We start from the raw sequence: 23,884 nt of genomic DNA, 5'->3' as shown, positions 1-23,884 counted from the left end.
CCGCTAAAAGCATAGTCAACAGTTCATCGGCATGGCGGCGGTGATAGCGCCTTTGAGATAAAACCCGTATTATTGCGCGCTTTCCGTACGACTAAAGTGATTTTCATGACGCAAACATTTATCCCCGGCAAAGATGCCGCTCTGGAAGATTCCATCGCTCGCTTCCAGCAAAAACTTTCAGACCTCGGTTTTCAGATTGAAGAGGCCTCCTGGCTGAATCCCGTGCCTAACGTCTGGTCTGTACATATTCGTGACAAAGAGTGCGCACTGTGTTTTACCAACGGTAAAGGCGCAACCAAAAAAGCGGCGCTGGCATCTGCCCTCGGTGAATATTTCGAGCGTCTCTCAACCAACTACTTTTTTGCTGACTTCTGGCTGGGCGAAACCATCGCCAACGGTCCGTTCGTGCATTATCCCAACGAAAAATGGTTCCCACTGACCGAAAACGACGATGTGCCGGAAGGACTGCTCGATGACCGTCTGCGCGCGTTTTACGACCCTGAAAATGAACTGACCGGCAGCATGCTGATTGACCTGCAATCCGGTAACGAAGATCGTGGTATTTGCGGTCTGCCATTTACGCGCCAGTCCGACAATCAGACCGTTTATATTCCGATGAATATCATTGGTAACTTGTACGTTTCTAACGGTATGTCCGCTGGCAATACCCGCAACGAAGCACGCGTTCAAGGGTTGTCCGAAGTTTTCGAACGCTACGTGAAAAACCGCATTATTGCTGAAAGCATCAGCTTGCCGGAAATCCCGGCAGACGTGCTGGCACGTTACCCTGCAGTAGTTGAAGCAATCGAAACACTGGAAGCGGAAGGTTTCCCAATCTTTGCTTATGATGGTTCGCTTGGCGGCCAGTATCCAGTGATTTGCGTGGTACTGTTCAATCCGGCTAACGGCACTTGCTTTGCCTCTTTCGGTGCGCATCCTGATTTTGGCGTAGCACTGGAACGTACCGTGACCGAGCTGCTGCAAGGTCGTGGCCTGAAAGATTTGGATGTGTTTACTCCGCCAACCTTCGATGATGAAGAAGTTGCTGAACATACCAACCTTGAAACGCACTTTATCGATTCCAGCGGTTTAATCTCCTGGGACCTGTTCAAGCAGGATGCCGATTATCCGTTTGTGGACTGGAATTTCTCCGGCACCACGGAAGAAGAGTTTGCCACGCTGATGGCTATCTTCAACAACGAAGATAAAGAAGTTTATATTGCTGATTACGAGCATCTGGGCGTTTATGCTTGTCGTATTATCGTGCCTGGCATATCCGATATTTATCCGGCTGAAGATTTATGGTTAGCGAATAACAGCATGGGCAGCCATTTACGTGAAACGATTCTTTCACTCCCAGGCAGCGAGTGGGAAAAAGAAGATTACCTGAACCTCATCGATCAACTGGATGAAGAAGGTTTTGATGACTTTACCCGCGTGCGTGAGCTATTGGGTCTGGCAACCGGGCCGGATAACGGCTGGTACACTCTGCGTATCGGTGAATTAAAGGCTATGCTGGCGCTGGCTGGTGGCGATCTGGAACAGGCTCTGGTCTGGACCGAATGGACGATGGAGTTTAACTCATCGGTATTCAGCCCGGAACGCGCAAACTATTATCGCTGCCTGCAAACCCTCCTGCTGCTGGCTCAGGAAGAAGATCGCCAGCCACTGCAATATCTGAATGCTTTTATCCGCATGTACGGCGCGGAGGCGGTAGAAGCCGCCAGTGCGGCAATGAGTGGCGAAGCGGCGTTTTACGGCCTGCAACCGGTAGATAGCGATCTGCACGCATTCGCCGCACATCAGTCGCTGCTGAAGGCCTATGAAAAGCTGCAACGCGCCAAAGCGACATTCTGGACAAAATGAAAGCAAACAGACAACGGCGAGTAGGTTAATTTCCTTGTCTGAGCTATATTACGGGGCGCATTTTGTGCCCCTTTCTTGTTTATTAAATTTAAACAGAAATAAATGTAGTTATTCAGTTAAATATTGTTATTCAATATTTAACCAGATTTATCAATGTTGTTATTTTATTAGTCTTTGTTTTCTGTCCATTAACGTACTTTCAGGAGCACTATCGAAAATATTCAACTGATTTATTAAATTTTAAAATTTATTTTTATTAAATAATTCATCAAGTTAAATACTTTTTGCGTAAAAACCATGCGACTTACAGGTCTATAAGCCAGGCGAGATATGATCTATATCAAATTCTCATCTATAATGCTTTGTTAGTATCTCGTCGCCGACTTAATAAAGAGAGAGTTAGTGTGAAAGCTGACAACCCTTTTGATCTTATTCTTCCTGCTGCGATGGCCAAAGTTGCCGAAGAAGCAGGTGTCTATAAAGCAACGAAACATCCGCTTAAGACTTTCTATCTGGCGATTACCGCTGGTGTATTCATCTCTATCGCTTTTGTTTTCTATATCACTGCAACAACAGGTGCTGGTGCGATGCCATATGGCATGGCAAAACTGGTTGGCGGTATCTGCTTCTCTCTGGGCCTCATTCTTTGTGTTGTTTGTGGTGCTGATCTCTTTACTTCAACAGTTCTGATTGTTGTTGCTAAAGCCAGTGGACGCATCACCTGGGGGCAACTGGCGAAGAACTGGCTTAATGTCTATTTTGGTAACCTGATCGGTGCATTACTGTTTGTTCTGCTGATGTGGCTTTCCGGCGAATATATGACTGCGAATGGTCAGTGGGGACTTAACGTCCTGCAAACAGCCGATCATAAAATGCACCATACTTTTATTGAAGCTGTTGCCCTCGGTATCCTGGCAAACCTGATGGTCTGTCTGGCTGTGTGGATGAGCTACTCTGGCCGTAGCCTGATGGACAAATCGTTTATCATGATTCTTCCTGTCGCTATGTTCGTAGCCAGTGGATTCGAACACAGCATCGCAAACATGTTTATGATCCCAATGGGTATCGTAATTCGTGACTTTGCATCACCGGAATTCTGGACCGCTATCGGTTCTTCTCCGGAAAATTTTTCTCACCTGACCGTGATGGGCTTCATCACTGATAACCTGATTCCGGTTACGATCGGTAACATTATTGGCGGTGGTTTGTTGGTTGGGTTGACATACTGGGTCATTTATCTGCGTGATAACGATCATCACTAATTGAGATGTTCTGCACGCGGTAAATAAAAAATCCACTTAAGAAGGTAGGTGTTACATGTCCGAGCTTAATGAAAAGTTAGCCACAGCCTGGGAAGGTTTTACCAAAGGTGACTGGCAGAATGAAGTAAACGTCCGTGACTTCATCCAGAAAAACTACACTCCGTACGAGGGTGACGAGTCCTTCCTGGCTGGCGCTACTGACGCGACCACTACCCTGTGGGACAAAGTAATGGAAGGCGTTAAACTGGAAAACCGCACTCACGCGCCAGTTGACTTTGACACCGCTGTTGCTTCCACCATCACTTCCCACGACGCTGGCTACATCAACAAAGCGCTGGAAAAAATTGTTGGTCTGCAGACTGAAGCTCCGCTGAAACGTGCTCTTATCCCGTTCGGTGGTATCAAAATGATCGAAGGTTCCTGCAAAGCGTACAACCGCGAACTGGACCCGATGATCAAAAAAATCTTCACTGAATACCGTAAAACTCACAACCAGGGCGTGTTCGACGTTTACACTCCGGACATCCTGCGTTGCCGTAAATCCGGGGTTCTGACCGGTTTGCCAGATGCTTATGGTCGTGGCCGTATCATTGGTGACTACCGTCGCGTTGCGCTGTACGGTATCGACTACCTGATGAAAGACAAATACGCTCAGTTCACCTCTCTGCAGGCAGATCTGGAAAATGGCGTAAATCTGGAAGCAACTATCCGTCTGCGTGAAGAAATTGCTGAACAGCACCGCGCTCTGGGTCAGATGAAAGAAATGGCTGCCAAATACGGCTACGACATCTCTGGTCCGGCAACCAACGCTCAGGAAGCTATCCAGTGGACTTACTTCGGCTACCTGGCTGCTGTTAAGTCTCAGAACGGTGCTGCAATGTCCTTCGGTCGTACCTCCACCTTCCTGGATGTGTACATCGAACGTGACCTGAAAGCTGGCAAGATCACCGAACAAGAAGCGCAGGAAATGGTTGACCACCTGGTCATGAAACTGCGTATGGTTCGCTTCCTGCGTACCCCGGAATACGATGAACTGTTCTCTGGCGACCCGATCTGGGCAACCGAATCTATCGGTGGTATGGGCCTCGACGGTCGTACCCTGGTTACCAAAAACAGCTTCCGTTTCCTGAACACCCTGTACACCATGGGTCCGTCTCCGGAACCGAACATGACCATTCTGTGGTCTGAAAAACTGCCGCTGAACTTCAAGAAATTCGCTGCTAAAGTGTCCATCGACACCTCTTCTCTGCAGTATGAGAACGATGACCTGATGCGTCCGGACTTCAACAACGATGACTACGCTATCGCTTGCTGCGTAAGCCCGATGATCGTTGGTAAACAAATGCAGTTCTTCGGTGCGCGTGCAAACCTGGCGAAAACCATGCTGTACGCAATCAACGGCGGCGTTGACGAAAAACTGAAAATGCAGGTTGGTCCGAAATCTGAACCGATCAAAGGCGACGTCCTGAACTACGATGAAGTGATGGAGCGCATGGATCACTTCATGGACTGGCTGGCTAAACAGTACATCACTGCACTGAACATCATCCACTACATGCACGACAAGTACAGCTACGAAGCCTCTCTGATGGCGCTGCACGACCGTGACGTTATCCGCACCATGGCGTGTGGTATCGCTGGTCTGTCCGTTGCTGCTGACTCCCTGTCTGCAATCAAATATGCGAAAGTTAAACCGATTCGTGACGAAGACGGTCTGGCTATCGACTTCGAAATCGAAGGCGAATACCCGCAGTTTGGTAACAACGATCCGCGTGTAGATGACCTGGCTGTTGACCTGGTAGAACGTTTCATGAAGAAAATTCAGAAACTGCACACCTACCGTGACGCAATCCCGACTCAGTCTGTTCTGACCATCACTTCTAACGTTGTGTATGGTAAGAAAACTGGTAACACCCCAGACGGTCGTCGTGCTGGCGCGCCGTTCGGACCGGGTGCTAACCCGATGCACGGTCGTGACCAGAAAGGTGCTGTAGCGTCTCTGACTTCCGTTGCTAAACTGCCGTTCGCTTACGCTAAAGATGGTATCTCCTACACCTTCTCTATCGTTCCGAACGCACTGGGTAAAGACGACGAAGTTCGTAAGACCAACCTGGCTGGTCTGATGGATGGTTACTTCCACCACGAAGCATCCATCGAAGGTGGTCAGCACCTGAACGTTAACGTGATGAACCGTGAAATGCTGCTCGACGCGATGGAAAATCCGGAAAAATATCCGCAGCTGACCATCCGTGTATCTGGCTACGCAGTACGTTTCAACTCGCTGACTAAAGAACAGCAGCAGGACGTAATTACCCGTACCTTCACTCAAACCATGTAATTGGTTTTCGCTGAAATCGTACAGTAAAACGAGTACAATAAAGGCTCCACGAAAGTGGGGCCTTTTTTTAACCAGTGAGCCTTTTTTGTCAGCTATCTATACTTTAAGGTGACTGCCAAAACAGACTCGACGTAGCCTTCGAGCTGCGCACCAACACGGCCTCAGATGGGCCACATCTGGAGAAACACCGCAATGTCAGTTATTGGTGACATTTTTTGATATCTAATCACATGAAATAAAAGGATTTATTTCTGGTCACGTCCACACATTGACCACATCGACAAAAAAGCCCCTCGACTGAGGGGCTTTCTGTTTGTAATTACATCCACATAATTTGCTGCCCTGACGGCAACGGGTGCGGCCTTACGGCGTGGACTTCTCCCGGCTTCACGATGTATCTCTGTACCGACTCATACGTGATGAACGTGGCGCTGCAATTCACGTTCTGACACTGGTGATAACGCTCTTTTGTCGTGTCAGTGATATAGCGGCTTGTACGCGCATGTGCGGCATGCTGGCATAAAGGACAATGAAACATCGCGAGCACCTCTTCCGGTTTTGTTGATGTTGCCATTCTAGTCAATTTATCCTTATAAAACAAATAGATAAATAAAATACATCACTCTTCATCTTCTGTTTCGTACTCCACATCAGAAAGCCTGACCTCAAGCTCTAATGACGTCGTGAAGCCGCTATTATTGAGAAAATGTGTCACCTTAGTGATTGTCCAGTCCTGCTCGTCTATGACGCGCTTAAAGCCTGACACTCTGACCGGCGTTTCCGTGTAAATATCTGCCCGACCAGTAGCAAGGCTGATGGAGAACTCCGCAACACCCCGTTGCAGCTTATCCCACTTCGCCTGAGCGGCACGCATGGCCTGCGCTTTTGTGGCATATACCGTGGTCAGGGCAAAAATGTTGTCAGCCTCACCGGCCATGTATTCACCTTCGCGCGCTTCCGGTACTTTTGGCGCTTTCTTCTGCGTGACCGGTTTCGCTTTCGGGTGCTCCAGTGCGCGCAGGTGTTTCTCTTTCTTTTTGCGTTTCAGTTTTACCTTCTGCTTTTGCGGTTTCGGGTCTTTGGTGTGTAACCACTTTGCCGTTACGCCGGTATAGGCTCCACGGTCAGCAATCGCAAAATGATGGCGGTCGCCGTCGCTGCGGGTTATGGTGACCTGCGGGATTTTTTTACCGCTGGCCGTCACCCCCTGCCCCGCTTTGAGAAACAACAGTTTTCCCATTTTTACCGACACCTCACCGCCGTTGCGTTCTGCAAGACGGGTCAGGAATTTCGCATCAGACTCCTGCGACTGGTCGATGTGCGGGATTTTAATTCCGGCCAGTGACGGAGCGACACTGGCTTCCAGCCTGTTACGGGAGGCTATCGCCTCAACAATCGCACCGAGCGTGGTGTCATGCCAGGAGCCTTCACGGCGGGAATTGAGCGTGCCACGAAAATCTGCACTCCGGGCCCGGATGGTGACCACATCCGGCGCGCCCCGGTGTTCTACCTCATCAACGGTGAATTTCCCTTTGCATACCAGGGCAAAACCTTTCCAGCCGATATACACCGTCAGGACAGCGCCACGAACCGGCAGCCCGACCTGCCCGTCGGCATCGTTCAGTTCAATATCAAGCTGGTCAGCCTCAAAACCCCGGTTATCCGTCAGGATCATACTCATCAGACGGTCGCTGATATTGCCGGTAATATCCCTGCTGTCGAGCATCAGCATGTAATCCGGCGTCAGCGTACTGCCTGCATCAAATGTCAGCGCATCCAGCATTATCCCGCCCCCGTCATACCCGTGAATCTGGTCGCCATACTGCCAGCCTTACCGATGAGCGATTCCGCCTGTTTACCGATATCGCCATAAAGCGCGGCCAGTGATTCATCAACGCGGGTGAGTGACAGCGTAAAATCAATTTTCCGGGGTGTGCCGTCTGCAAAGAAAATACTCCCTGTTTCACTCACCCTGCTGATGACATACATGCCGTAAATCATGCCGGTGCCATCCAGCAACGGCCACGCCCGGCCTTCCTCTGCCATCAGTCTGAGCGTGGTCATCGTCAGCTTTCCGCCGGTCAGTTCAGGATAAAGCACACCGGCAAGCGTGATGTTTTCTTCACCCACACCGAGAAACTGGTAGGCATCCCGTTTACCGATACGGGAATTTGACGGCCAGCGATAATCTGATTCACGCTGCATGGTCTGGTGTGGCAGCGTCTGGCGCATAAAAACAAACATACCTAACGCGAGCATCATTTTTCGTCACCTCCTTAACCGTCATGCATCATGCTGGCACGGGCGCGCGCACGTTTATCCCGCTCGTATTTTTCGAGCGCATCCTGTAACTGGCGGTCAAGCTGTGCCCCCGGCGCAGTACCGCCCTTCAGGCTGATGTGATATTCGTTTTTACTCTGGTCCACATAAGAGCGACCAGCCGGTGCCGTGACCGGCTGATAAGCCTGATAGCCTGCATAAGAGCTGGTCGCCGGAATATAACCACCGGTGCCATACGTGGCGGCATTAGTCCTTGCGGCGGTCTGGTCAAGTGTGCCTGACTCTTTGTTGATGACACCGAGTTTTTCCAGTACCCAGTCAATACCACTGCGCAGTTTGTTGAACGCATTAAGCGGCAGCATCAGCGCGTCAGCCAGTGCCTGCCCGAACATGACGCCCGTGTCACGGCAACGGTTCAGGGTGTCCTGGGTGGCTTTGACCGGGGCAATCAGGTTTTTAAACCACTGCCACGCGGCCTGTAACTTTTCACCCAGCCAGTCAAACACCGGCTTAAGTGGCGTGAACAGTTCCCCCACCGGCGCAAATGCCGCTTTCAGCCCTTCCACCACACCGCCAAAGAATGCGCTGACAGGCTCCCAGTATTTACGGATAAGTAACGCTCCGGCGACAATGGCGGCCACCACGGCCACTACCGGCCAGCTAATCGCCCCGATGGCCGTCATAACGGCACTGCCAACCGTCGTGAAGATTGCCCCCATTGCGCCTGCTGCTGCGATAATGGCATTGATGCCGGTGATAACCGGCCAGGCTACGAGGCCAATGGCACCGATGACACCAGTCAGCGCCAGTGCACCACCGACAATGAGGCCGATGATTGACGCCAGTGATTTGTTTTTCTGGATCCAGCCGTCGAGTTTTAACACATATTTTGTGGCCGTCTGCGTGAGATTACGCAGTGCGCCTTCCTGCTGGTCAAACAGGTCTGTCCCCACCGCCTCATAAGCGGACTGAAACTCCTTAAAGTCACCGCCGAGGTTGTCCTGCATGATATTTACCAGTTCTGCGGTCTTCCCGTCTGAGGCTTTAAACGCAGCAGTCAGTTTGTCCAGCTTTCCGGTTGACGCGGCAGTCATCAGCACAGCGGCGGCTGAGCTGGCCTCCTCCCCGAAAATAGTTTTCATGTATTCAGCCTGCTGGGCAGTACCGAGCCGGTTTTTCTCAAAACTGGCCTGCATTTCTTTCAGAATGGTAAATACTGGCCGGGTATTCCCCTTACTGTCTGAGGTTTTCACGCCAAGCTCTTTGAGTGCATCCCATGCTTTTCCCGTCGGTGCCTGCAGGCGGCTTAACACGGCACGGCTTCCCGTCCCCGCCATTGAGCCTGTGATTTTTGCATCATGCAGCGCCCCGACCATTGCGGCGGTTTCTTCAATGCTGACACCGGCATTTTTTGCCACAGGTGCGGCATAGGTCAGCGCATCGCTCATGCCGTCAAAATCGGCGGCGGTTTTGTTCATCGTCATGGAGAGAACATCCCCGATATGAGCGACCTTATCGTTTGAAAGCTGAAAGGCAGATTTCATCCCCATCAGCAGGGCGGCGTTTTCTTCCATCGTGCGACGGTTCGCCAGCGCCATATTCAGCGTGACCGGCGTTGCCGCCTGAATGGCATCAACATCCCCACCGGCTTTCGCAATGATAATCTGTGCACCGGCAGCATCATCCGCCGAGGCGGCTGTGTTGTCGCCGAGCTGGCGCGCCTGTTTGCGTAGCGCGGCCATTTCGGCGGAATCTTTTGCCACTCCGAGCACAGCCTGCAATTCTGAGTTTTTCTGCGCAAACTCATAACCGGGCATCAGCAACTTAACTCCGGCCATCGTTCCCGCCGCCGCAATCCCCACACCGGCAGCGCCTACTGAGGCCATATTTCCGGCCAGTTCCTTTCCGGCCTGATAACGCTGTTTGACTGCGTTAAGTTTTGCCTGTTGCGCACTGACACGCGCCAGCGCGTCGCGCTGCCGGTTAAGCTGTGCGGTGGTTTCACTGATACGGTTTTTCAGTCCCTGCTCATCATGTGCAAGATTGCGGGTATTAATTCCCACAACGGCCAGTTCCCGTTGCTGGCGTTTAACGGAATCCGTCAGGCGGTTATATTTCGCCTGTAAGTCCTCCGCCGCACGCTTTGCGGATTCCAGCACTTTCGCCTGAGCACGGGTCGGACGTTCGGTGTTTTTAAACTGTGTGGCAAGGGCTTCGGCCTCCTGCCGTGCCTTTTCAAGTGCATGACCAGTCACGGCGAGCTGTGCACTGGTCTTGCGAAATCCCTCAATACGGGATGCCTGACCGTTCAGCTCGCGCAGTGATTTTTGTGTTTCCCGGATATCCCCCGACAGCGACTTACTCGCTGTGCGGATGGATTTAAACGGGCGGGATGCCTGGTCAACAGCCCTGAGCAATACCTGTAATTTTACATTGTTACTCATTCGTGTTTCCGCTTCGCCGGAGCGCCTTTTCGCGCCATGTGATGAGTTCGGTCAGGCTCATGGGATACAGTTCTGATGGCGGCCAGTGAAATATCACTGCCACATCCGCCATCAGGTCATCGACCGAGAGATTTTTCGGGAACGTCACTGCACCGAGTTCGGCGACAAAAAACCGACCACCTTACCGGCCAGCGCCACAAGGTCAGGCAGTTCCAGTGCGGCGACCTCCTGCTCGGTCAGCATCGGTGCCGTCATGCGCGGCAGCACTTTAATCAGTGCATCGACTTCGGAGTTTGCGACCGCAGCCAGACTGACACCGCGCAGCGTCCCGGCATTAGGTTTCATCAGCGTGACCTGTTCGATAACCTGCTCACCACGCTTGACCGGATTGTCCAGGGTAATCACATTTTCTTTGTTCATGGTTTTCTCACTTCTGAATCGGGGTTAACCGGTCAGCCAGGCTGACCGGATGAAAATCACAGGCCGATATTGCGGCGGTGTTGCTCCAGCCGGTCGACGCCGTTCACCTTCTCAATCATGTTGATGGTGTCGATTTCGACCAGCTCCTTACCGTCCATCGTCAGCCGGAAATAGGTGCAGACCACGGAGATTTTCGACTCGGTGTCTTCTCCCTGTTTGCCCTCGCCGGTGTCGATTTCTTTCTGACGTCCACGCATGACCACCTCGACGGCCACCGTTTCGCCGGTATCGTCGCGCTGGTAAGAGCCTGCAAAACGAATCGGTACGGCATCCACACCGGTTGCGGCGTAAAGCTCCCAGATAACCGAATCCGGGAAGCCACCGAGCGACCACTCCATTGACAGCGCATCGTCATCAAGGCCGAGGTCTACCGGTGCGCTGCCGTTCATCCCCGCACCGCGATAGTTTTCAAGCTTACGGGTCAGTTTTGGTAGCGTGACGGACTTCGCGACGCCCTGATAGCTGTAGCCGTTCAGAAAGACGTTCATTAACTTGAGTTTGCGCGGCATTGCCATCGGTCAGGCTCCTTAATTGCTGTTAACCGAAGTGACCAGACTTGCCAGGTATCTGGAAGTAATACGCTGGCGCAGGGTCAGATTTTCAAGAGGAGGCACCGGGGTATAGTCGTAGTCGATATACAGTTTTCCGGCCTTGAGGGTTTCCGCATCGTTGGATTCTTCGCTGAACCAGCATGTGCCATCCACGATATAACCGTTGTTTTTCAGCTCACGGAATTTGGCATTGATGCCGTCAATGATGTCGCGAATCAGCGTTGCGGTGATGGGCTTATCAATAGCCCACATGTGCGCCTCAGCCATAGTGTCGGCCAGTACCTGCGCGGTGCGGGTGTAGCTTTCAAAGAGGAACAGCGGGTCATCGGAGCAGGTACGGTTACCCCAGAATCGGAAACCGTCGCGGCGAACCAGCGTTGTGACGCCTGCCTCGTTCAACAGGTCAGCATCAGTGCCGGACTTCTGCAAATCCCAGAATACAGATGCGCTGATGCCGGTAACACCGTTTACCCCGACGTTGGACAGCGTTTTATGCCAGCCCTGCTCCTGGTCGATTTTAGCGCGCAGACCCAGCGCACGGGCGGTGGCATACGCGGTGGCGGTGGTACTGGTGACCGTATCCCATGCGAGGAAATCCGGCCAGATGACCATCAGCTCACGCTGGCTGAAATTCTGGCGGTAGGCTTTCACCTCGGAAATGGTTTTACAGCCCCATGCGCTGATATACCCGAATGCATTCAGTTCCTGGCATACCGATGCCAGTGCAACAGCCACCTCTTTGGTGTCCAGCCCCGGCACACCAAGAATGCGCGGTTTAACGCCGGTAACCGACTCAGCCCCCATCAGGGCTTTCAGTCCGGTGTACTGACCGTTTTCGTCGGTGGTGCCGATGATATTGGAAACGGTCTGCGCGAGTTTCGTTTCCTCGTCGTCGCCGGTGCCGTCTTCCACACGCACGACAACGGTGACCGGTTTTGACTGGTCGGCGATGGCCTGCAACGATGCCGCCAGCGTGCCTTTTTTACCAGCCTTTGCAATTGCGCTCTGCACATTGGTAATCAGCACCGGTTTATTGAGGGGGAAGGTTTCCGCATCCGCATCGCTGGCCGTGCAGACCATGCCGACAATGGCAGTGGATACGGTGGAAATGACGCGGGTGCCGTCGTTAATCTCCAGCACCTGCACGCCGTGATGATAGTCACTCATCCGTTTAACTCCGTGGTTAATGGGTGCAACTATTGTCTGTTGGGCAGTGCATGAGACGCTATTTGACCTGACTGGTCAGTGGATGAAACAACAGATAAAGAAAAGGCGGGCAATCAGCCCGCCTGCCTTGATTTGTACTCACTCAGTTTCCAACTGACAAATTACGTAACCAAAACCCTGTCAAATCTGACAGTCTGCTTTGAGCAAGAAGCGGAAGTTGGCAGTTTTGTGGACTGTCCCCACAAAAGTGACTACAGAAATAGTTGCAATTCATAATTGATCATGGGTTGTCAGTTAAACTCGTGGCGATGTAAATAGACTAATTGGGAGTGCGTCCATTACTTATATCTTGTAATGTTAACTATCAGAAATGATACAAAGATAATATGTCTTTAAAGAAAAGGCTGATGGCGAAAAGTGGCCCGATGAGGGCCACAATACGGCTGTCACTTAGACGTAAATATCAATGGTGCCAGCGGTATTTGTATCGTCTTTTTTCTCTTCTTTTTTATCAGGCTGAACTGTCGCGTCTTTATTCTTTTTCTCTGCCTGCTGCCTTAACAACTGCTCCAGTTGAGCCCTGAGGCTTTCAATTTGCTTCTGTACCAATGCAGCCATTTCTTTTTTCTGCTGTGTCGTCATCCCCTCTTCCGATGAGATTTTCCCAAGCTTTTCAGTCAGCACCTGAATTTGTCTTGTGATTTTGGCTATTTCTGATGTTCCTTCCGGGGCGGAGTTGTTTGAAATAACGGTTGAGGTATTCCCCTGAATTGTGACAGACATAGATTTCTCCTTTTAAAAAAGCACTATCGGCATGCACAAAAAAATCTTTAATCGTATTTCTTGTGTCATTAATTGTTTGATGTTCAGATTGTTTTCCTCGCGGGCTGGCGCGCCTCAGAAAGTAAAGCTTGTTGACAGGGGTAAACGTTCGGCAATAATTTTCTGCCGCATGCGGGTGTTGCATAAAACGTGCTACGTTCCTTTATCGACAGGTCAGGTCACCGCTCACCCGCCGACGAGAAAGCAACACTGACATGCTAAAGCAAAAAATAGATGAATAAGTTGAGTTGTGCATATGTAGCCTGACCGTCACAAAGTATATGGTGTCTGTACCAGTAAGATGATGGCCGGACTCTTTAAAAACGAGCTGACCTGCACAATACAGGATGGGCTTAGCAATGGCTGCTCCTGGCACAGAGCGGACTGTCAGATTAGTTTTTACTCTGTGCCATAGATGAGTAATCTCACACCAGATCTAATACGATTTATTGTGGCATTTCAGGCCATTCTATATCCGGAGCATCTTCCGGCTGAACGCGATTCAGTAGCACACGGTATTTTTTCCAGTGTGTCAGACTTAACTTTTCTTCCTCGGTAGCCATATCTAAATCGACAGCATCCTGCAGCGTGGCAATAATTTCACCGGCATATGCAATCTGCTCTTTCTTCTGAGACTCCGCCGCTCTGACAAGTGCATCACGCTCTGCATTCTCATCATTCACCCACGCATTTCCGTTCCATTTCTGATAATCCCCATCCGGGGAAATGGCTGTCACGTCAGGTGATAATGCACCAAGTTCAGAAATATATATGGCTGCTCCTGTTTTTGTTTCATAGACAGTTTTCCCACGATGATCCTCTATCAAATGCCATTTCATTTCGTCTGCATTGAAAACGGCAGCATAGCCAGCCGGAATATCTGGAGGTGCAATGTCTGTACTATTTGCAGGCAGACCAGTATGCGGCGGAATATATGCATCGCTTTCGCCAATAAATTCATTGCTTCCATCCAGTAAATTAAATACACGAATAGTTTGTGCCTCTGCACTCATTCTGAAAGTCATTATGCAAGCCTCACAATATAGTTAAATGCGATGTTTTTGACGGTGTTTTCCGCATTACCCGTGGCGTTAACCGTGATGGTATGTCCGTGCGCCCCCAATGCCACAGTGTGTGCATGGGCACCAATGCCAACCGTGTGGTTATGTTGACCAATGTCAACAGTATGAGCATGGTTCCCTGCTGCACTTGATGTTCCATTAAATGATGGATTATCAAAACCCGTATAACCGGTTTCACTGTTGGTTCTGGCATTACCCCTGTAAATAGTATGAGTATGGTTACCTGTTGTATTGGTGGTTTTGGTGCCATGGTTAAACGTACTGACTGTCTTCGTGCCGTAATCAAACGAACTGGTTGTTTTCGTCCCCAAATCCGTACTGGATGCACTGGCACTGTGGGTGTGAGATTTAATACCGTCCTGCTCCTGTGACAATACGGCGCGACCACTGGCGGGTTTGCCCTTGATTGTCCAGCCACGCATATCGGGAATCACTCCTGACGGATAAGCTCCTGCAAGCAGGGGATAGGCTGCCTTGTCAAAAGTCTGCCCCTGCATAATGGCATAGCCTGTAGGTACTGAATCAGAAGGCCACGGAATCGCCGCACCTACCGGAAATGAATCCTGCGGCGTCCATGGTGTCCAGCCACCCGTTGAGTACTGGCTGCGGATATAGCTTCTGGATGTGTTATACACATAGTAAATTTGTGTTATTCCGGCATTTTTAAGCACAACCAGAGTACCTGAAAGATTCTCCGGGTATTTCAGCACTGCGCTTGTATTGGCATTCAGTGGCTGATGGTACAGCCCCGGTGTTTTGTAATTATCCAGATTCTGGTTTGCACCAATCTCAATACTCTGACCGTTAAAAATATCCTGCGATGTAACATTGACATCATTGTTCAGTGGTTTGCCATTAACCTTACGTCCTGAAGGCACACGCCCGTTTGCATTGTCATTAGCAGCTTTCACTGCTTTCGGAGTCGCGGCAAGCGTTTCAGAATCGCTGTTGGTGGCACTACTTAGCTGGACAAGACCTTTTCGCGCTGTGGTGGCGTCCTGTGCGGTGTATTTGCCATTAGCAAGATCATATGCTGTCTTAACCGCCTTTGGCGTTGCTGCGAGCGTCTCAGATTCGCTGTTGATGGCACTACTTAGCTGAACAAGACCTTTGCGCCCCGTGCTCGCGTCCTGAGCGGTATATTTTCCGTTAGCAAGGTCATACGCTGCCTTAACCGCCTTCGGCGTTGCGGCCAGCGTTTCAGATTCACTATTGGTCGCGCTGCTTAACTGAGTAAAACCTTTTGCAGTCAGTGAGGCGTCCGGGTGGCGTCGTGACTGTTCGTGCTCTGCAATTTTGTCATCAACGTAATCCTGCGTCGCCATCACCGTTGTGGTGTCGATGGTCAGATCCACTGAGGCCACACTGCTGACGATGATGACCATGCGGCAGGTCTGCGAACGCCCTGAGCCTTCGGCAAGAGCGGGTTTATAACTTTCGGCCATGTTCGCCACGGCAATTAACGCACCGGTATCATCGTACAGACCAAGTTCACGCATCCAGAAACCGCCCACCTCCGGCGGGATGACCAGCTCTGCGATAATATAATTACTGTGTCGATTGTCCTGACTGATTTTATTCAGGGCATGTCGCCAGACCTCATTAACAAGTTTTGTCTGTCCGGCATCCGGCACCGGCAATTGACCGCCACCGTCCCCGACTGCCATCGTGGTAATGTTGACCTTCCTGCCTCCCGGTGCAGTCGCCGCTGCCAGCTTTGCTGCACCGGCAGTAGTGATAACGGTTTGGAACTTTGCGCTCATTATTCCTCACTTATCCTGGGTAAACCGTAATAACATCGCCGTCATAAGCCACACCACCGGCAAACAGATAACCGGGGATGTCCTGGGTAATATTCAGACCAATAAGGTGACGACTTGCAGGTTTGGCATCGGCAATCAGCCGTTCCATTTCCAGATACATCTCCTCCGTGATGCCGCTTTCCAGTACGCCGATATCAAGCCGGAAGGTGCCGGGCGGGTCGCTGTTTTCCCACCACTCCGTCACGTTGATGAGATAGCCCAGCGGCTCCACCACACGCCGGATTGCACCTATAGTGCCTTTATGACAGTGGATGAAATAGGCATCGCGAATAACGGCGCGTTTGGTCGCTTCCGGCCACTTTTCATCCCATCTGTCGACCGAAAACGCCCACGCCAGCCACGGCAGCAGATTTGCCGGGCAGGTGTCCGGGTTCCACAGCTCACGAATACTGACCGGCGTTTTTTCAATTTCCGCACAGGCTTTTGCAGCGGCGACTTCAAGCGGTGATGAGCCGGTCGGCAGCAGGCGCGAATCACTCATCCGAGCCTCCGGTCACGACGCGGTATTCGGTACAGAAAGACGCCTGCGTACTGTTGAGCACGATGTCGGCCAGCGGTGAAGCCAGTTCGACACGCTGCACGCCTTCCACATGCAAAGCGGCATAAATGGCAGACAGTCGGATGTCGCGCCCCAGCCGGTGCTGTGCCGTGATATACGCTTCCAGTTTTTTCACGGCGGCAGCGCGAATGGGTTCGCTTTCGGGGCCAGGGTAAAGGTAAAGCGTGGCATTTATCTGGTATTCAACAATGGCGGCAGACTGCACGGTCACACGGTCGGCCACCGGTCTGACGTCCTCGCCATTCAGGGCGTTGCGCACCACAGCCAGCAGGTCTTCAGATGCCACACCGTTATTTTCACGTGACAGCACAGAGATGGTGACACAGGCCGGAGACGGACTGGTGACAGAGATATCCGCGACACGCCCGTCGGCACTGCGACCATGATACTGATAGGCTCCCACCGACCCGGCGACGCTTAAGCCTTCAAACGCCTGCTGAATACGCAGACGATAATCGGTGTCAGACTCCATCACTGCCGGTGTCGGCGGGATAGTCGAATCATCTGCCGGGGTGATAGTCAGGCGCGTGGTGTTGTAATTGGCACCAATCACATCAAGGTCATTACCGGCTGCACAGGCCAGCATCACCGCCCGTGCAGCCTCATTCACACGCTGACGCCAGATAAGCTCGCGATACGCATTTTCCTCCAGCAGTTTGACGAGAGGCTCGGATTCCAGCGTCAGGGTACGGGCGACCGCCTCCTGCTGGTCTTCCGGGTAAAGGGAAATCAGTGTCGCCTTGCGTTCGGCAAGAATGGTTTCAAAATCCAGCTCCTCGACCACATCCGGTGCGGGTAGCTGGTTCAGGTCGATAATCGGCATGGTTTCAACTCACAGGGATGGTTAACGAAAGTGGCTGGCCGGTGTCGTTGTGCTGGCCGGTTAACGTAACTGTCATTCGCCCGTCAAAGCTGCGCGCCGTGGTAACGGATGACAGGGTGACGCGGGGTTCCCATTTCAGCACCGCCATGTAAGAGGCGACCTTAATCTGCAACTCAAGCGCCGGGGTCTGCGGCTGGTCAATCATTGATGCCAGCAACGAGCCGTAATCACGACGCATCGCCCGTGAGCCGACCGGTGTGCGCAGGATATCGCCGATACTCTGGCTGATATGCTCAAGGTCAGTGACAGTCAGGCCATCACTGCGATTCATTCCGAGATAACGCGCTGTCATAGAGGACTCCCGGTTGTGCCGCCGCTGTCGCCGGGGTGTTTATGGGTATGCAGTACCTTACCGTTTGATGAGAGTTCACCGCCGGTGTGTTCAATGTTGCCGCGCATCGTCCCGCCCTTCTGCACTTCCAGCGTGCCGGTAGTCAGTTTGTTAGTGCAGACCACTTCCGGTGTGTCCAGGGTGACACGGGTTGACGCTTTCACCGTGACCACCGGTACCGTGGCAGTAACAGAATCAGAAGCCGTCACGCTGGCCGTTTTAATTCCGCTTACCGTGAGTGCACTGGTTTCGGGTTCATACTCAATCACCGCCCCGTCAGGGAAACGGATGTACAGGGCATCCGCCGACGCAGACGGCGCGGGGTTATCACCGGAATAAATCCCCGGCAGAACAAACGCCGTGTCGAGTTCGCCGCCCACGGACAGAATCAGCACCTGTTCCCCCACGGAAGGTGCCCACCATGTGCGCGAACGCCCGGCACGATGTGTCAGCCACTGAAGCCAGTCGGTGCACATGCCGCCGGTCTGCACACGGCAACGACCGGCGTTAAGGTCGGTTTCGACGATAATGCCGGTGCGGATCATGTTGCGCAGTGCGCGCGCGAGTTCCTGAATATTTGCGAGAGTGTTCATAACGGGAAGGATGCCGCCGGGTCATACCGACGGCAATGTAACGATGAGGTGTCGGGAATGGCACAACTAACGGTCGAGGTGAGCCAGGATAATCTCTTCAATCATCTGCACATCCTCACCGGTAAAGCCGAGCAGAGGACGCGCCGGATAATCAATTTTCTTACCGTCTTTCCGGGTTTCTTCCGACAGACCGAACTGATGCACACTGGCTATTTTCGGTGACTTCCCGCCGTAAAACTCCATTGATGCCTGTTCAGGGCTGGCGCGGATATGCAAAAAACGACTGGTGATAAGTTTCGCAAACATTTTTCGCTTAACGCGACCGGTCTTTTTTCTGGCGCTCTGCTGCTGGCGTGGCGCGTAGGGGGTGCCGTCCGGGGCTTTCTGTGCCATCACACGATGCTGCTGACTCTGCCGCAGACGTTTCGCCAGTTCGGCACTCAGTCGCCGACGCCCTGATGGTGACAGCGACTCAATCAGTCCGGTCAGCCGGTCTTCAAAACGCTTAAACTCATTCATCCCACTTGCTCACCAGTTCGCCATTGATATACAGCTCCACCGGGCGGGTGACCGGCTCCGGCGGCGGGGGTTCCGGGATATTCTTCACATGCAGTGCGCCGTCCACCTCGCTGACCAGCGTGCGCTCGGTCAGCATCAGACTGATGCTGATATCAAAGCTGCTGTCATTGTTGATGTCTGCATAAAACGTGAAGCCCTTTTTCTGACCTTCATCAGTGGTCATGATGTCGGGCTGATTTTCCCGCAGCCACGCCAGCACCGGCACAATGAGCAGGTCAAAATCACCGGTAAAGTCGGTCACAATGACATTGAGCGTGTAACGCTTTTCGAACGACAGCGACGTCGCCAGCGTGGAGGCAATACTCCCGTTATCCACGAATATCCGCAGCATCTCTGGACTGGTTTTCAGCACCGTGACGGCATCAGTCAGCGCCCTGCGCAGGCTGTCGGGTTTGAGCATCGTTTTCGTCCTGACAGTGTTTAATCATTTTTACCTGGCTGGCACAGCGTGCCAGCGCGTTCTCAAGCTGCCGGATATCGGCACTTAAATCGCCGTTCTTCTGCGGGTCACTGCCCGGCATCGGGCAAAGACTCACTTTCGGGCAGGCGTTGTGGACAATCACTGGCGTCTGCGCAGGCCGGGCGCTGGTGCAACCGGCGCACAGCATCAGGCAGGTCAGCACCGTACCAGCGGCGAAAATCTTCGTTTTCATTGAGTAACCTCGTGATGGTTTTCTCGCGCTGTGCTTCACGCTTCGCGGCGTTCTCCAGTTCCTGACGCAGTGCCACCTGCGCCAGCTCGTTTTTTTCTGCCCTGGTGAGCGCAACATGAAGCTGATTTTTCAGCATGGTGATGGTCGTCTGCTGCCCGCTGGCGACGCTGTTCGCCCTGTCCAGTGAGGTGCGCAGGCTGGCGTTTTCATGCTTCGCCAGAAACAGACCGGCCACCGCCAGTGATAACAACACAACCAGCACAATCATCAGCTTTGACATGGTTCCCGCCCCTCAAAACGCTGACGACAGGCCGTACGTATCAGCCGGAAGAACACCGACGCCACGAGGTAAATCAGCGCAGTAAAAATCCACCCGGCAGCGACCAGCGAGATAAACGTCGCCACCATCACCACCAGAGCCGCCGCCCGTCTGCGCCACGGCACCGGCTGCAAAAACAGCGACGCGACAATCTTCACGGCCAGCGATTCCGGCGGCAGCTCCCGCCCGTAGCGTTCCAGCACATACTCAGTGGCATACACGCCGACACCACCGGCAACCACACAGATAACCGTCGCCAGAATCGCCCAGGCGGCGACAAAATTGACGGCCACGCTCTGCGGGTAAATCAGGGACAGTGCCAGCATCAGCGCCAGCGACACGTTCAGCATCAGTGAAAGGGATAATTTCTTCATGGTGTTTACTCCGTTTAAGCCGGTACGCCGCCAGCGGTACACCAGACGGTGACCAGTTTTTCCAGTGAATGCTCACGCTGACCGTAACCGGCACCCGGCAGGGACGCCCAGATATTGCGACAGCGTGAAATGGCTCGCTCAATGCGTCCCGCCCGGATGTCATCCAGTGCACCGCGTTCGCGGATCAACTGAATGGCGAGTCTGTCCTGTGACAACGGACTGAAATCAGGCAGGGCAAGCTGTTTACGGTAGTGCGGCCAGAACAGGTAAAGCTGCTGATAGCGACCGGAGGCCGTGGATTTTTCACCGCGACGGTTAAACACCTTCGCTGGTCGGCCATGTGCGAACGGGTGGTCACTGTAGTCGGTGAAAATTTCCGGCTTTCCGTCCAGTCCGGTGACTATCACGTCATAGCCCCGGTTTTTCGTCAGCGGATGATTCGCCGTCCCTTCGGACACGGCCAGCATGTCGAGAAAGGCGGCGATATTCTGATGCGTGTTAATTACCGGCATTACGGTTTCCCCCTGCCCTTAAAACGGCGCTGAATGGCAATCTCAATCACCTGATAGCCGGCGATGCCCAGCATGGAGCCGATGCCGCACACCGCAGGCAGTGACAGGTCAGGAAACTGCACCAGAACAACACCGGCAACCATCGAGACAAAACCACCGAGCAACATGCGCCCGATAAACAGACGCGGGGTGATGGGTTCACCACCGGCAAGCACCTTGCCGACAACAATCAGCACCCCAATCATGAAAAGCGACAGGACGCTTTTTTCTTCTGCTGTCATGCGTTACTCCCACAGATTGACAGTTTCAGCCACGGGCGCGGTCTGAACGTCGGGCAGTTCGACGGCGGTGCCGTGTGGCAGCACCGCACCCAGTTCAGCCAGTCCCGGATTTGCGGCGAGCACGGTCTCAACCACGCCCTCAGTGCGCCCGTAATACCGGACACAAATGGCGTCGAGCGTGTCGCCCTGTAGCGCAAAGGTCTTCATCAGATTTGACTCACGATGCAGCGCGGCTTGTCCTGGATACGCGCCACCGCCCAGCGCATATCCCGCCACAGTTCATCAATGGTGCTGTCAATGCTGTCAGCCTTCTTGTCGCCTTTCGCACTGGCATCCACGCCGCGATAACGCTCATAAAGCGACGCGGTCGCCATCGCGCACACGGCGCGCTCGTAGTAAAAAACTTTGATGCTTTCACCGTCGATGTCGTCCGCCGGGACTTCCGCCAGACGCGTAAAACCGGCGGCAATTTTCTGTTCGCGGTACTCGTACAGCTCCGCATTCGTCTCCGCCATGCCTGACTTGATGGCCTCACGCAGACGGGCGGGGGCGACGGTCTGCTCAAGGCGCATACGTTCCCGGACGCGCTTCGGGTCGATATCGGGAAAAAAGAACGTGTTTTTAATCACCGGCTCGTCGCCTGCCGGTTGCGGGATGACCACCGTACCCTCACCGGACACGGGAGCCTCCTTTCGCGGAATAATCAGCGTCATCATGACTACCTCTGAAAAGTCGGGCGGTGGACGCCGGTGCAGTGTCAGGTGATTCACCCTCACTGACCGGCGTGCCGCCCTGGCGCGGGGCGCATTCGGTTGTTAACTGGCTTTCTTTTTCGGGCGTCCACGTTTTGCCGGTGTCACGCTCCGGGTCTTACGCGGGGTGCGGGTGACCGCTTTGGGCTGCGGCTCCGGCTTCGGTTTCAGCTCCCGCTCCAGTCGTTCAATCTCTTTTTTAACGCCTGCCTGACAGTCGAGCTGTGTCGCACGTTGCAGGTGCGCCAGCGCACCGGCGGCATCACCAGCGTCACGCAGAAACAGACCGGTGATTTTGTGCAGCTTTGCGCGCACTTCATCAGGCATGTCAGCCGTGGCGGTCAGTTCAAGGGTGTCCGTCAGCAGGCGGGTATCCACGGATTCACCGGCAGCGTGGGCGCGCATGGCCGCAAGCGCCACCTCCTCGGTGAACATGTACGGCGGGGGGCGGCGGTGTTTGCCCGGCATGGTCAGACCGTACTTCAGGGCGTAACGGGCAATCTCCAGCGCACCGGCAATATCGCCGGTATCCAGACGCCACAGCATGACCGTCATCAGAATGTCATCCTGTGCACCTTTGCCCTGCTCCAGCACGCCGTTCACCCACGGCAACCAGAACGGCAGCAGTTCGCGTTTTTTCGCGGCCTTCAGCTCTTTTGAATAAATCGCTTTCAGTGTGCGCTGGTCTGCGGCGAGCTTAACCAGCATCTGCTCATAGACAGTTGCATGTCGCAGCGGGGCGGCTTCCCGCTGCGCGGTCATCGCTGCCGAGACCCGCATCATGTGGCGCTGTGCGGGACTCGTCATCGGTTACGCTCCCGGCTCTGCAGTCGCCTTAGCCGGTGTGGAAAAATCACCGACCTTAATTTTTTCCACCAGACAACCGGCGGCGTAGTCTTCCACCACGTAATCAATGTTCATTGACTCGTAGTTCTCCACGCGGTCGAGTTTCGGGTTTTCCTCAATCACGCGGCGATGGCTGTCATCCATGTAGTAGATGGACAGGTTTTCCAGCTTCGTGATGAGCATCGCATCCGCCGGGAAGTACGGGACGCGTACCGCCGGCAGGTTACCGATGCGTTTCTGGCTGATGATGACGTCAGCGGCCAGCATTTCGCTGTTGTCCTGCTCCTTGTTGACGATGGGGAAATATTTGTCTGCCAGTAGCTGACGCCCCACAATCACCACAAGGTCAGGGTCTTCCTGATACCACGGCTCAATCAGGTTGTTGGTCGCATCCATCACCAGTGCATCAAGGCTGGCATAATCACCGCCCTTACCCACGCGGATAACCTCAGAGGTGGTGCGGCCTTCCTCGTCAGTGACCTTGCTCATCACACGCGCCGGGGCTTCATTGCGGTATTTCTGCAGCCAGCCAACCGCCACATCCTGCAGCATCGGATTGCTGCTACGGTCAGAGGTTTCGGCACGCTTCACGCCGTTAAAACCGGCCATGATGAAATCAAGGGACTGACGTTTGATAATGGCGTTACGGATACGGAGCTGGAAATCCTGATAACGCGCCCACAGGTCAAGCGTTTTGTAGCGGATATAAAAATCGAAGTTAATCTGGTCGCATTCGTACTTGTTTGACGCCAGCTTCGAGAAGTCCTTCGGCTGACGCTCGGTGCCACCGGCGGTGTCGGTGGTGCTGGCGATGGAGCCGGTGACACCGATACCAATTTTTTCCCCTTTCATTTCGCTGACCGGCACAATATTGATGCGGGTCAGAAAGTCAGAGGACTCCTGCATGGTGTTCATCAGGGTCTGGGTGACCGACGGTTCAACGGTGAATTTTTTCGACACATCACCGGCGTCGATGCCGTTCAGTTCGGCAACACGGGACAGGTAGGCATTAAATTTAAAACGGGTTTCCTGGCGCATATTTGTTCCTGAAATTAAGGGTTAATCGTGAAGGTTTTCCCGGACTGAC

30 protein-coding genes are annotated in these 23,884 nt (G+C 53.1%); 3 read left to right on the top strand and 27 right to left on the bottom strand.

Annotation, left to right across the window (positions count from 1 at the left end; translation table 11 throughout):
- Positions 1-105: 105 nt before the first annotated feature.
- The 3 genes from ycaO (at position 106) to pflB (ending at position 5,466) form a co-directional block, all read left to right on the top strand.
- The gene (gene ycaO / locus K0335_RS00345) at positions 106-1,866 is read left to right on the top strand and encodes a 30S ribosomal protein S12 methylthiotransferase accessory factor YcaO (RefSeq protein WP_104919617.1); all 1,761 of its coding nucleotides are present in this window, start codon (positions 106-108) and stop codon (positions 1,864-1,866) included.
- Positions 1,867-2,270: 404 nt separating this feature from the next.
- The gene (gene focA / locus K0335_RS00340; RefSeq protein WP_002431623.1) at positions 2,271-3,128 is read left to right on the top strand and encodes a formate transporter FocA; all 858 of its coding nucleotides are present in this window, start codon (positions 2,271-2,273) and stop codon (positions 3,126-3,128) included.
- 55 nt (positions 3,129-3,183) lie between these two features.
- The gene (gene pflB / locus K0335_RS00335; protein WP_001292805.1) at positions 3,184-5,466 is read left to right on the top strand and encodes a formate C-acetyltransferase; all 2,283 of its coding nucleotides are present in this window, start codon (positions 3,184-3,186) and stop codon (positions 5,464-5,466) included.
- A gap of 319 nt (positions 5,467-5,785) precedes the next feature.
- Here pflB and ogrK read toward each other — a convergent pair whose 3' ends face one another.
- The 27 genes from ogrK to K0335_RS00205 all read right to left on the bottom strand — a co-directional run bounded on the left by ogrK (position 5,786) and on the right by K0335_RS00205 (position 23,835).
- A complete protein-coding gene (ogrK, locus tag K0335_RS00330) occupies positions 5,786-6,004 on the bottom strand; it encodes a prophage transcriptional regulator OgrK (RefSeq protein ID WP_000468308.1) in 219 nt (72 codons plus the stop codon).
- 81 nt (positions 6,005-6,085) lie between these two features.
- Positions 6,086-7,249 (bottom strand): phage late control D family protein, encoded by a 1,164-nt coding sequence (locus K0335_RS00325; RefSeq protein ID WP_104919616.1) that lies wholly within the window; start codon positions 7,247-7,249, stop codon positions 6,086-6,088.
- The gene (locus tag K0335_RS00320) at positions 7,249-7,728 is read right to left on the bottom strand and encodes a phage tail protein (protein ID WP_000978908.1); all 480 of its coding nucleotides are present in this window, start codon (positions 7,726-7,728) and stop codon (positions 7,249-7,251) included. Before K0335_RS00320 ends, K0335_RS00325 begins: the two co-directional genes overlap by 1 nt.
- Positions 7,729-7,742: 14 nt before the next feature.
- Positions 7,743-10,190 (bottom strand): phage tail tape measure protein, encoded by a 2,448-nt coding sequence (locus K0335_RS00315; RefSeq protein ID WP_169710550.1) that lies wholly within the window; start codon positions 10,188-10,190, stop codon positions 7,743-7,745.
- Complete coding sequence (locus K0335_RS00310) at positions 10,183-10,338, bottom strand: GpE family phage tail protein (RefSeq protein ID WP_000143830.1); 156 nt, start codon at positions 10,336-10,338, stop codon at positions 10,183-10,185. Before K0335_RS00310 ends, K0335_RS00315 begins: the two co-directional genes overlap by 8 nt.
- Positions 10,335-10,610 (bottom strand): phage tail assembly protein, encoded by a 276-nt coding sequence (locus tag K0335_RS00305; protein WP_001031303.1) that lies wholly within the window; start codon positions 10,608-10,610, stop codon positions 10,335-10,337. The genes K0335_RS00310 and K0335_RS00305 overlap by 4 nt, the downstream gene beginning before the upstream one ends.
- Before the next feature lie 56 nt (positions 10,611-10,666).
- Positions 10,667-11,185, bottom strand: a complete 519-nt coding sequence (locus K0335_RS00300) for a phage major tail tube protein (RefSeq protein WP_001251408.1) — start codon at positions 11,183-11,185, stop codon at positions 10,667-10,669.
- 12 nt (positions 11,186-11,197) lie between these two features.
- On the bottom strand, positions 11,198-12,388 hold the full coding sequence (locus K0335_RS00295) for a phage tail sheath protein (RefSeq protein WP_001286725.1): 1,191 nt from the start codon (positions 12,386-12,388) through the stop codon (positions 11,198-11,200).
- Between the two features lie 450 nt (positions 12,389-12,838).
- Complete coding sequence (locus K0335_RS00290; protein WP_001317460.1) at positions 12,839-13,171, bottom strand: FlxA-like family protein; 333 nt, start codon at positions 13,169-13,171, stop codon at positions 12,839-12,841.
- A 202-nt stretch (positions 13,172-13,373) separates the two neighbouring features.
- Positions 13,374-13,646 carry a hypothetical protein gene (locus tag K0335_RS00285; protein ID WP_104919614.1) on the bottom strand — a complete coding sequence of 91 codons (273 nt, stop codon included), beginning with the start codon at positions 13,644-13,646 and terminating at the stop codon, positions 13,374-13,376.
- 10 nt (positions 13,647-13,656) lie between these two features.
- Complete coding sequence (locus K0335_RS00280; protein WP_104919613.1) at positions 13,657-14,235, bottom strand: tail fiber assembly protein; 579 nt, start codon at positions 14,233-14,235, stop codon at positions 13,657-13,659.
- Positions 14,235-16,055 carry a phage tail protein gene (locus K0335_RS00275; protein ID WP_181673002.1) on the bottom strand — a complete coding sequence of 607 codons (1,821 nt, stop codon included), beginning with the start codon at positions 16,053-16,055 and terminating at the stop codon, positions 14,235-14,237. Before K0335_RS00275 ends, K0335_RS00280 begins: the two co-directional genes overlap by 1 nt.
- Before the next feature lie 10 nt (positions 16,056-16,065).
- A complete protein-coding gene (locus tag K0335_RS00270) occupies positions 16,066-16,596 on the bottom strand; it encodes a phage tail protein I (protein ID WP_104919611.1) in 531 nt (176 codons plus the stop codon).
- The gene (locus K0335_RS00265) at positions 16,589-17,497 is read right to left on the bottom strand and encodes a baseplate assembly protein (protein WP_069916140.1); all 909 of its coding nucleotides are present in this window, start codon (positions 17,495-17,497) and stop codon (positions 16,589-16,591) included. Before K0335_RS00265 ends, K0335_RS00270 begins: the two co-directional genes overlap by 8 nt.
- Before the next feature lie 4 nt (positions 17,498-17,501).
- On the bottom strand, positions 17,502-17,849 hold the full coding sequence (locus K0335_RS00260; RefSeq protein WP_104919610.1) for a GPW/gp25 family protein: 348 nt from the start codon (positions 17,847-17,849) through the stop codon (positions 17,502-17,504).
- Complete coding sequence (locus K0335_RS00255) at positions 17,846-18,481, bottom strand: phage baseplate assembly protein V (protein WP_104919609.1); 636 nt, start codon at positions 18,479-18,481, stop codon at positions 17,846-17,848. Before K0335_RS00255 ends, K0335_RS00260 begins: the two co-directional genes overlap by 4 nt.
- Positions 18,482-18,547: 66 nt before the next feature.
- The gene (locus K0335_RS00250) at positions 18,548-19,000 is read right to left on the bottom strand and encodes a phage virion morphogenesis protein (protein WP_104919608.1); all 453 of its coding nucleotides are present in this window, start codon (positions 18,998-19,000) and stop codon (positions 18,548-18,550) included.
- Positions 18,993-19,460 (bottom strand): phage tail protein, encoded by a 468-nt coding sequence (locus K0335_RS00245; RefSeq protein WP_000917188.1) that lies wholly within the window; start codon positions 19,458-19,460, stop codon positions 18,993-18,995. Before K0335_RS00245 ends, K0335_RS00250 begins: the two co-directional genes overlap by 8 nt.
- Positions 19,423-19,668 carry an Rz1-like lysis system protein LysC gene (gene lysC, locus K0335_RS00240; RefSeq protein ID WP_106494216.1) on the bottom strand — a complete coding sequence of 82 codons (246 nt, stop codon included), beginning with the start codon at positions 19,666-19,668 and terminating at the stop codon, positions 19,423-19,425. Before lysC ends, K0335_RS00245 begins: the two co-directional genes overlap by 38 nt.
- Positions 19,568-19,993 (bottom strand): Rz-like lysis system protein LysB, encoded by a 426-nt coding sequence (lysB, locus tag K0335_RS22395; protein WP_076797578.1) that lies wholly within the window; start codon positions 19,991-19,993, stop codon positions 19,568-19,570. Before lysB ends, lysC begins: the two co-directional genes overlap by 101 nt.
- On the bottom strand, positions 19,981-20,406 hold the full coding sequence (locus tag K0335_RS00235) for a DNZ54_00345 family protein (protein WP_000736563.1): 426 nt from the start codon (positions 20,404-20,406) through the stop codon (positions 19,981-19,983). The genes lysB and K0335_RS00235 overlap by 13 nt, the downstream gene beginning before the upstream one ends.
- A gap of 14 nt (positions 20,407-20,420) precedes the next feature.
- Positions 20,421-20,918, bottom strand: coding sequence for a glycoside hydrolase family 104 protein (locus tag K0335_RS00230; RefSeq protein ID WP_064638216.1), 498 nt, complete (start codon positions 20,916-20,918; stop codon positions 20,421-20,423).
- Positions 20,918-21,199: a phage holin family protein gene (locus tag K0335_RS00225; protein WP_000123123.1), complete on the bottom strand. Its 282-nt coding sequence runs from the start codon at positions 21,197-21,199 to the stop codon at positions 20,918-20,920. Before K0335_RS00225 ends, K0335_RS00230 begins: the two co-directional genes overlap by 1 nt.
- Positions 21,200-21,202: 3 nt before the next feature.
- Positions 21,203-21,406 (bottom strand): tail protein X, encoded by a 204-nt coding sequence (locus K0335_RS00220; RefSeq protein ID WP_000846409.1) that lies wholly within the window; start codon positions 21,404-21,406, stop codon positions 21,203-21,205.
- Positions 21,406-21,915 carry a head completion/stabilization protein gene (locus K0335_RS00215; RefSeq protein WP_000988642.1) on the bottom strand — a complete coding sequence of 170 codons (510 nt, stop codon included), beginning with the start codon at positions 21,913-21,915 and terminating at the stop codon, positions 21,406-21,408. Before K0335_RS00215 ends, K0335_RS00220 begins: the two co-directional genes overlap by 1 nt.
- A gap of 99 nt (positions 21,916-22,014) precedes the next feature.
- On the bottom strand, positions 22,015-22,758 hold the full coding sequence (locus K0335_RS00210; protein ID WP_104919607.1) for a terminase endonuclease subunit: 744 nt from the start codon (positions 22,756-22,758) through the stop codon (positions 22,015-22,017).
- A 3-nt stretch (positions 22,759-22,761) separates the two neighbouring features.
- On the bottom strand, positions 22,762-23,835 hold the full coding sequence (locus K0335_RS00205; protein WP_001248558.1) for a phage major capsid protein, P2 family: 1,074 nt from the start codon (positions 23,833-23,835) through the stop codon (positions 22,762-22,764).
- Positions 23,836-23,884: the final 49 nt, after the last annotated feature.

This window comes from Escherichia sp. GZ89, from assembly GCF_019366485.1.
Classification (GTDB): Bacteria; Pseudomonadota; Gammaproteobacteria; order Enterobacterales; family Enterobacteriaceae; genus Escherichia; species Escherichia fergusonii.
Note: the sequence above shows the minus strand (reverse complement) of the source record. Positions and strands in the feature narration are given on the sequence as shown.

Bases quoted from the DNA above. Each gene is read 5' to 3' on its own strand.
- K0335_RS00215 (WP_000988642.1), bottom strand. From the start codon at position 21,915: ATGATGACGCTGATTATTCCGCGAAAGGAGGCTCCCGTGTCCGGTGAG.
- pflB (WP_001292805.1), top strand. From the start codon at position 3,184: ATGTCCGAGCTTAATGAAAAGTTAGCCACAGCCTGGGAAGGTTTTACC.
- K0335_RS00260 (WP_104919610.1), bottom strand. From the start codon at position 17,849: ATGACAGCGCGTTATCTCGGAATGAATCGCAGTGATGGCCTGACTGTC.
- K0335_RS00255 (WP_104919609.1), bottom strand. From the start codon at position 18,481: ATGAACACTCTCGCAAATATTCAGGAACTCGCGCGCGCACTGCGCAAC.
- K0335_RS00270 (WP_104919611.1), bottom strand. From the start codon at position 16,596: ATGAGTGATTCGCGCCTGCTGCCGACCGGCTCATCACCGCTTGAAGTC.
- K0335_RS00230 (WP_064638216.1), bottom strand. From the start codon at position 20,918: ATGCCGGTAATTAACACGCATCAGAATATCGCCGCCTTTCTCGACATG.
- lysB (WP_076797578.1), bottom strand. From the start codon at position 19,993: ATGTCAAAGCTGATGATTGTGCTGGTTGTGTTGTTATCACTGGCGGTG.
- K0335_RS00305 (WP_001031303.1), bottom strand. From the start codon at position 10,610: ATGAACAAAGAAAATGTGATTACCCTGGACAATCCGGTCAAGCGTGGT.
- K0335_RS00300 (WP_001251408.1), bottom strand. From the start codon at position 11,185: ATGGCAATGCCGCGCAAACTCAAGTTAATGAACGTCTTTCTGAACGGC.
- K0335_RS00280 (WP_104919613.1), bottom strand. From the start codon at position 14,235: ATGACTTTCAGAATGAGTGCAGAGGCACAAACTATTCGTGTATTTAAT.
- K0335_RS00265 (WP_069916140.1), bottom strand. From the start codon at position 17,497: ATGCCGATTATCGACCTGAACCAGCTACCCGCACCGGATGTGGTCGAG.
- lysC (WP_106494216.1), bottom strand. From the start codon at position 19,668: ATGCTGTGCGCCGGTTGCACCAGCGCCCGGCCTGCGCAGACGCCAGTG.
- K0335_RS00245 (WP_000917188.1), bottom strand. From the start codon at position 19,460: ATGCTCAAACCCGACAGCCTGCGCAGGGCGCTGACTGATGCCGTCACG.
- K0335_RS00220 (WP_000846409.1), bottom strand. From the start codon at position 21,406: ATGAAGACCTTTGCGCTACAGGGCGACACGCTCGACGCCATTTGTGTC.
- K0335_RS00320 (WP_000978908.1), bottom strand. From the start codon at position 7,728: ATGATGCTCGCGTTAGGTATGTTTGTTTTTATGCGCCAGACGCTGCCA.
- K0335_RS00295 (WP_001286725.1), bottom strand. From the start codon at position 12,388: ATGAGTGACTATCATCACGGCGTGCAGGTGCTGGAGATTAACGACGGC.
- K0335_RS00325 (WP_104919616.1), bottom strand. From the start codon at position 7,249: ATGCTGGATGCGCTGACATTTGATGCAGGCAGTACGCTGACGCCGGAT.
- K0335_RS00225 (WP_000123123.1), bottom strand. From the start codon at position 21,199: ATGACAGCAGAAGAAAAAAGCGTCCTGTCGCTTTTCATGATTGGGGTG.
- K0335_RS00315 (WP_169710550.1), bottom strand. From the start codon at position 10,190: ATGAGTAACAATGTAAAATTACAGGTATTGCTCAGGGCTGTTGACCAG.
- K0335_RS00210 (WP_104919607.1), bottom strand. From the start codon at position 22,758: ATGACGAGTCCCGCACAGCGCCACATGATGCGGGTCTCGGCAGCGATG.
- K0335_RS00235 (WP_000736563.1), bottom strand. From the start codon at position 20,406: ATGAAGAAATTATCCCTTTCACTGATGCTGAACGTGTCGCTGGCGCTG.
- K0335_RS00205 (WP_001248558.1), bottom strand. From the start codon at position 23,835: ATGCGCCAGGAAACCCGTTTTAAATTTAATGCCTACCTGTCCCGTGTT.
- ycaO (WP_104919617.1), top strand. From the start codon at position 106: ATGACGCAAACATTTATCCCCGGCAAAGATGCCGCTCTGGAAGATTCC.
- ogrK (WP_000468308.1), bottom strand. From the start codon at position 6,004: ATGTTTCATTGTCCTTTATGCCAGCATGCCGCACATGCGCGTACAAGC.
- K0335_RS00275 (WP_181673002.1), bottom strand. From the start codon at position 16,055: ATGAGCGCAAAGTTCCAAACCGTTATCACTACTGCCGGTGCAGCAAAG.
- K0335_RS00290 (WP_001317460.1), bottom strand. From the start codon at position 13,171: ATGTCTGTCACAATTCAGGGGAATACCTCAACCGTTATTTCAAACAAC.
- K0335_RS00250 (WP_104919608.1), bottom strand. From the start codon at position 19,000: ATGAATGAGTTTAAGCGTTTTGAAGACCGGCTGACCGGACTGATTGAG.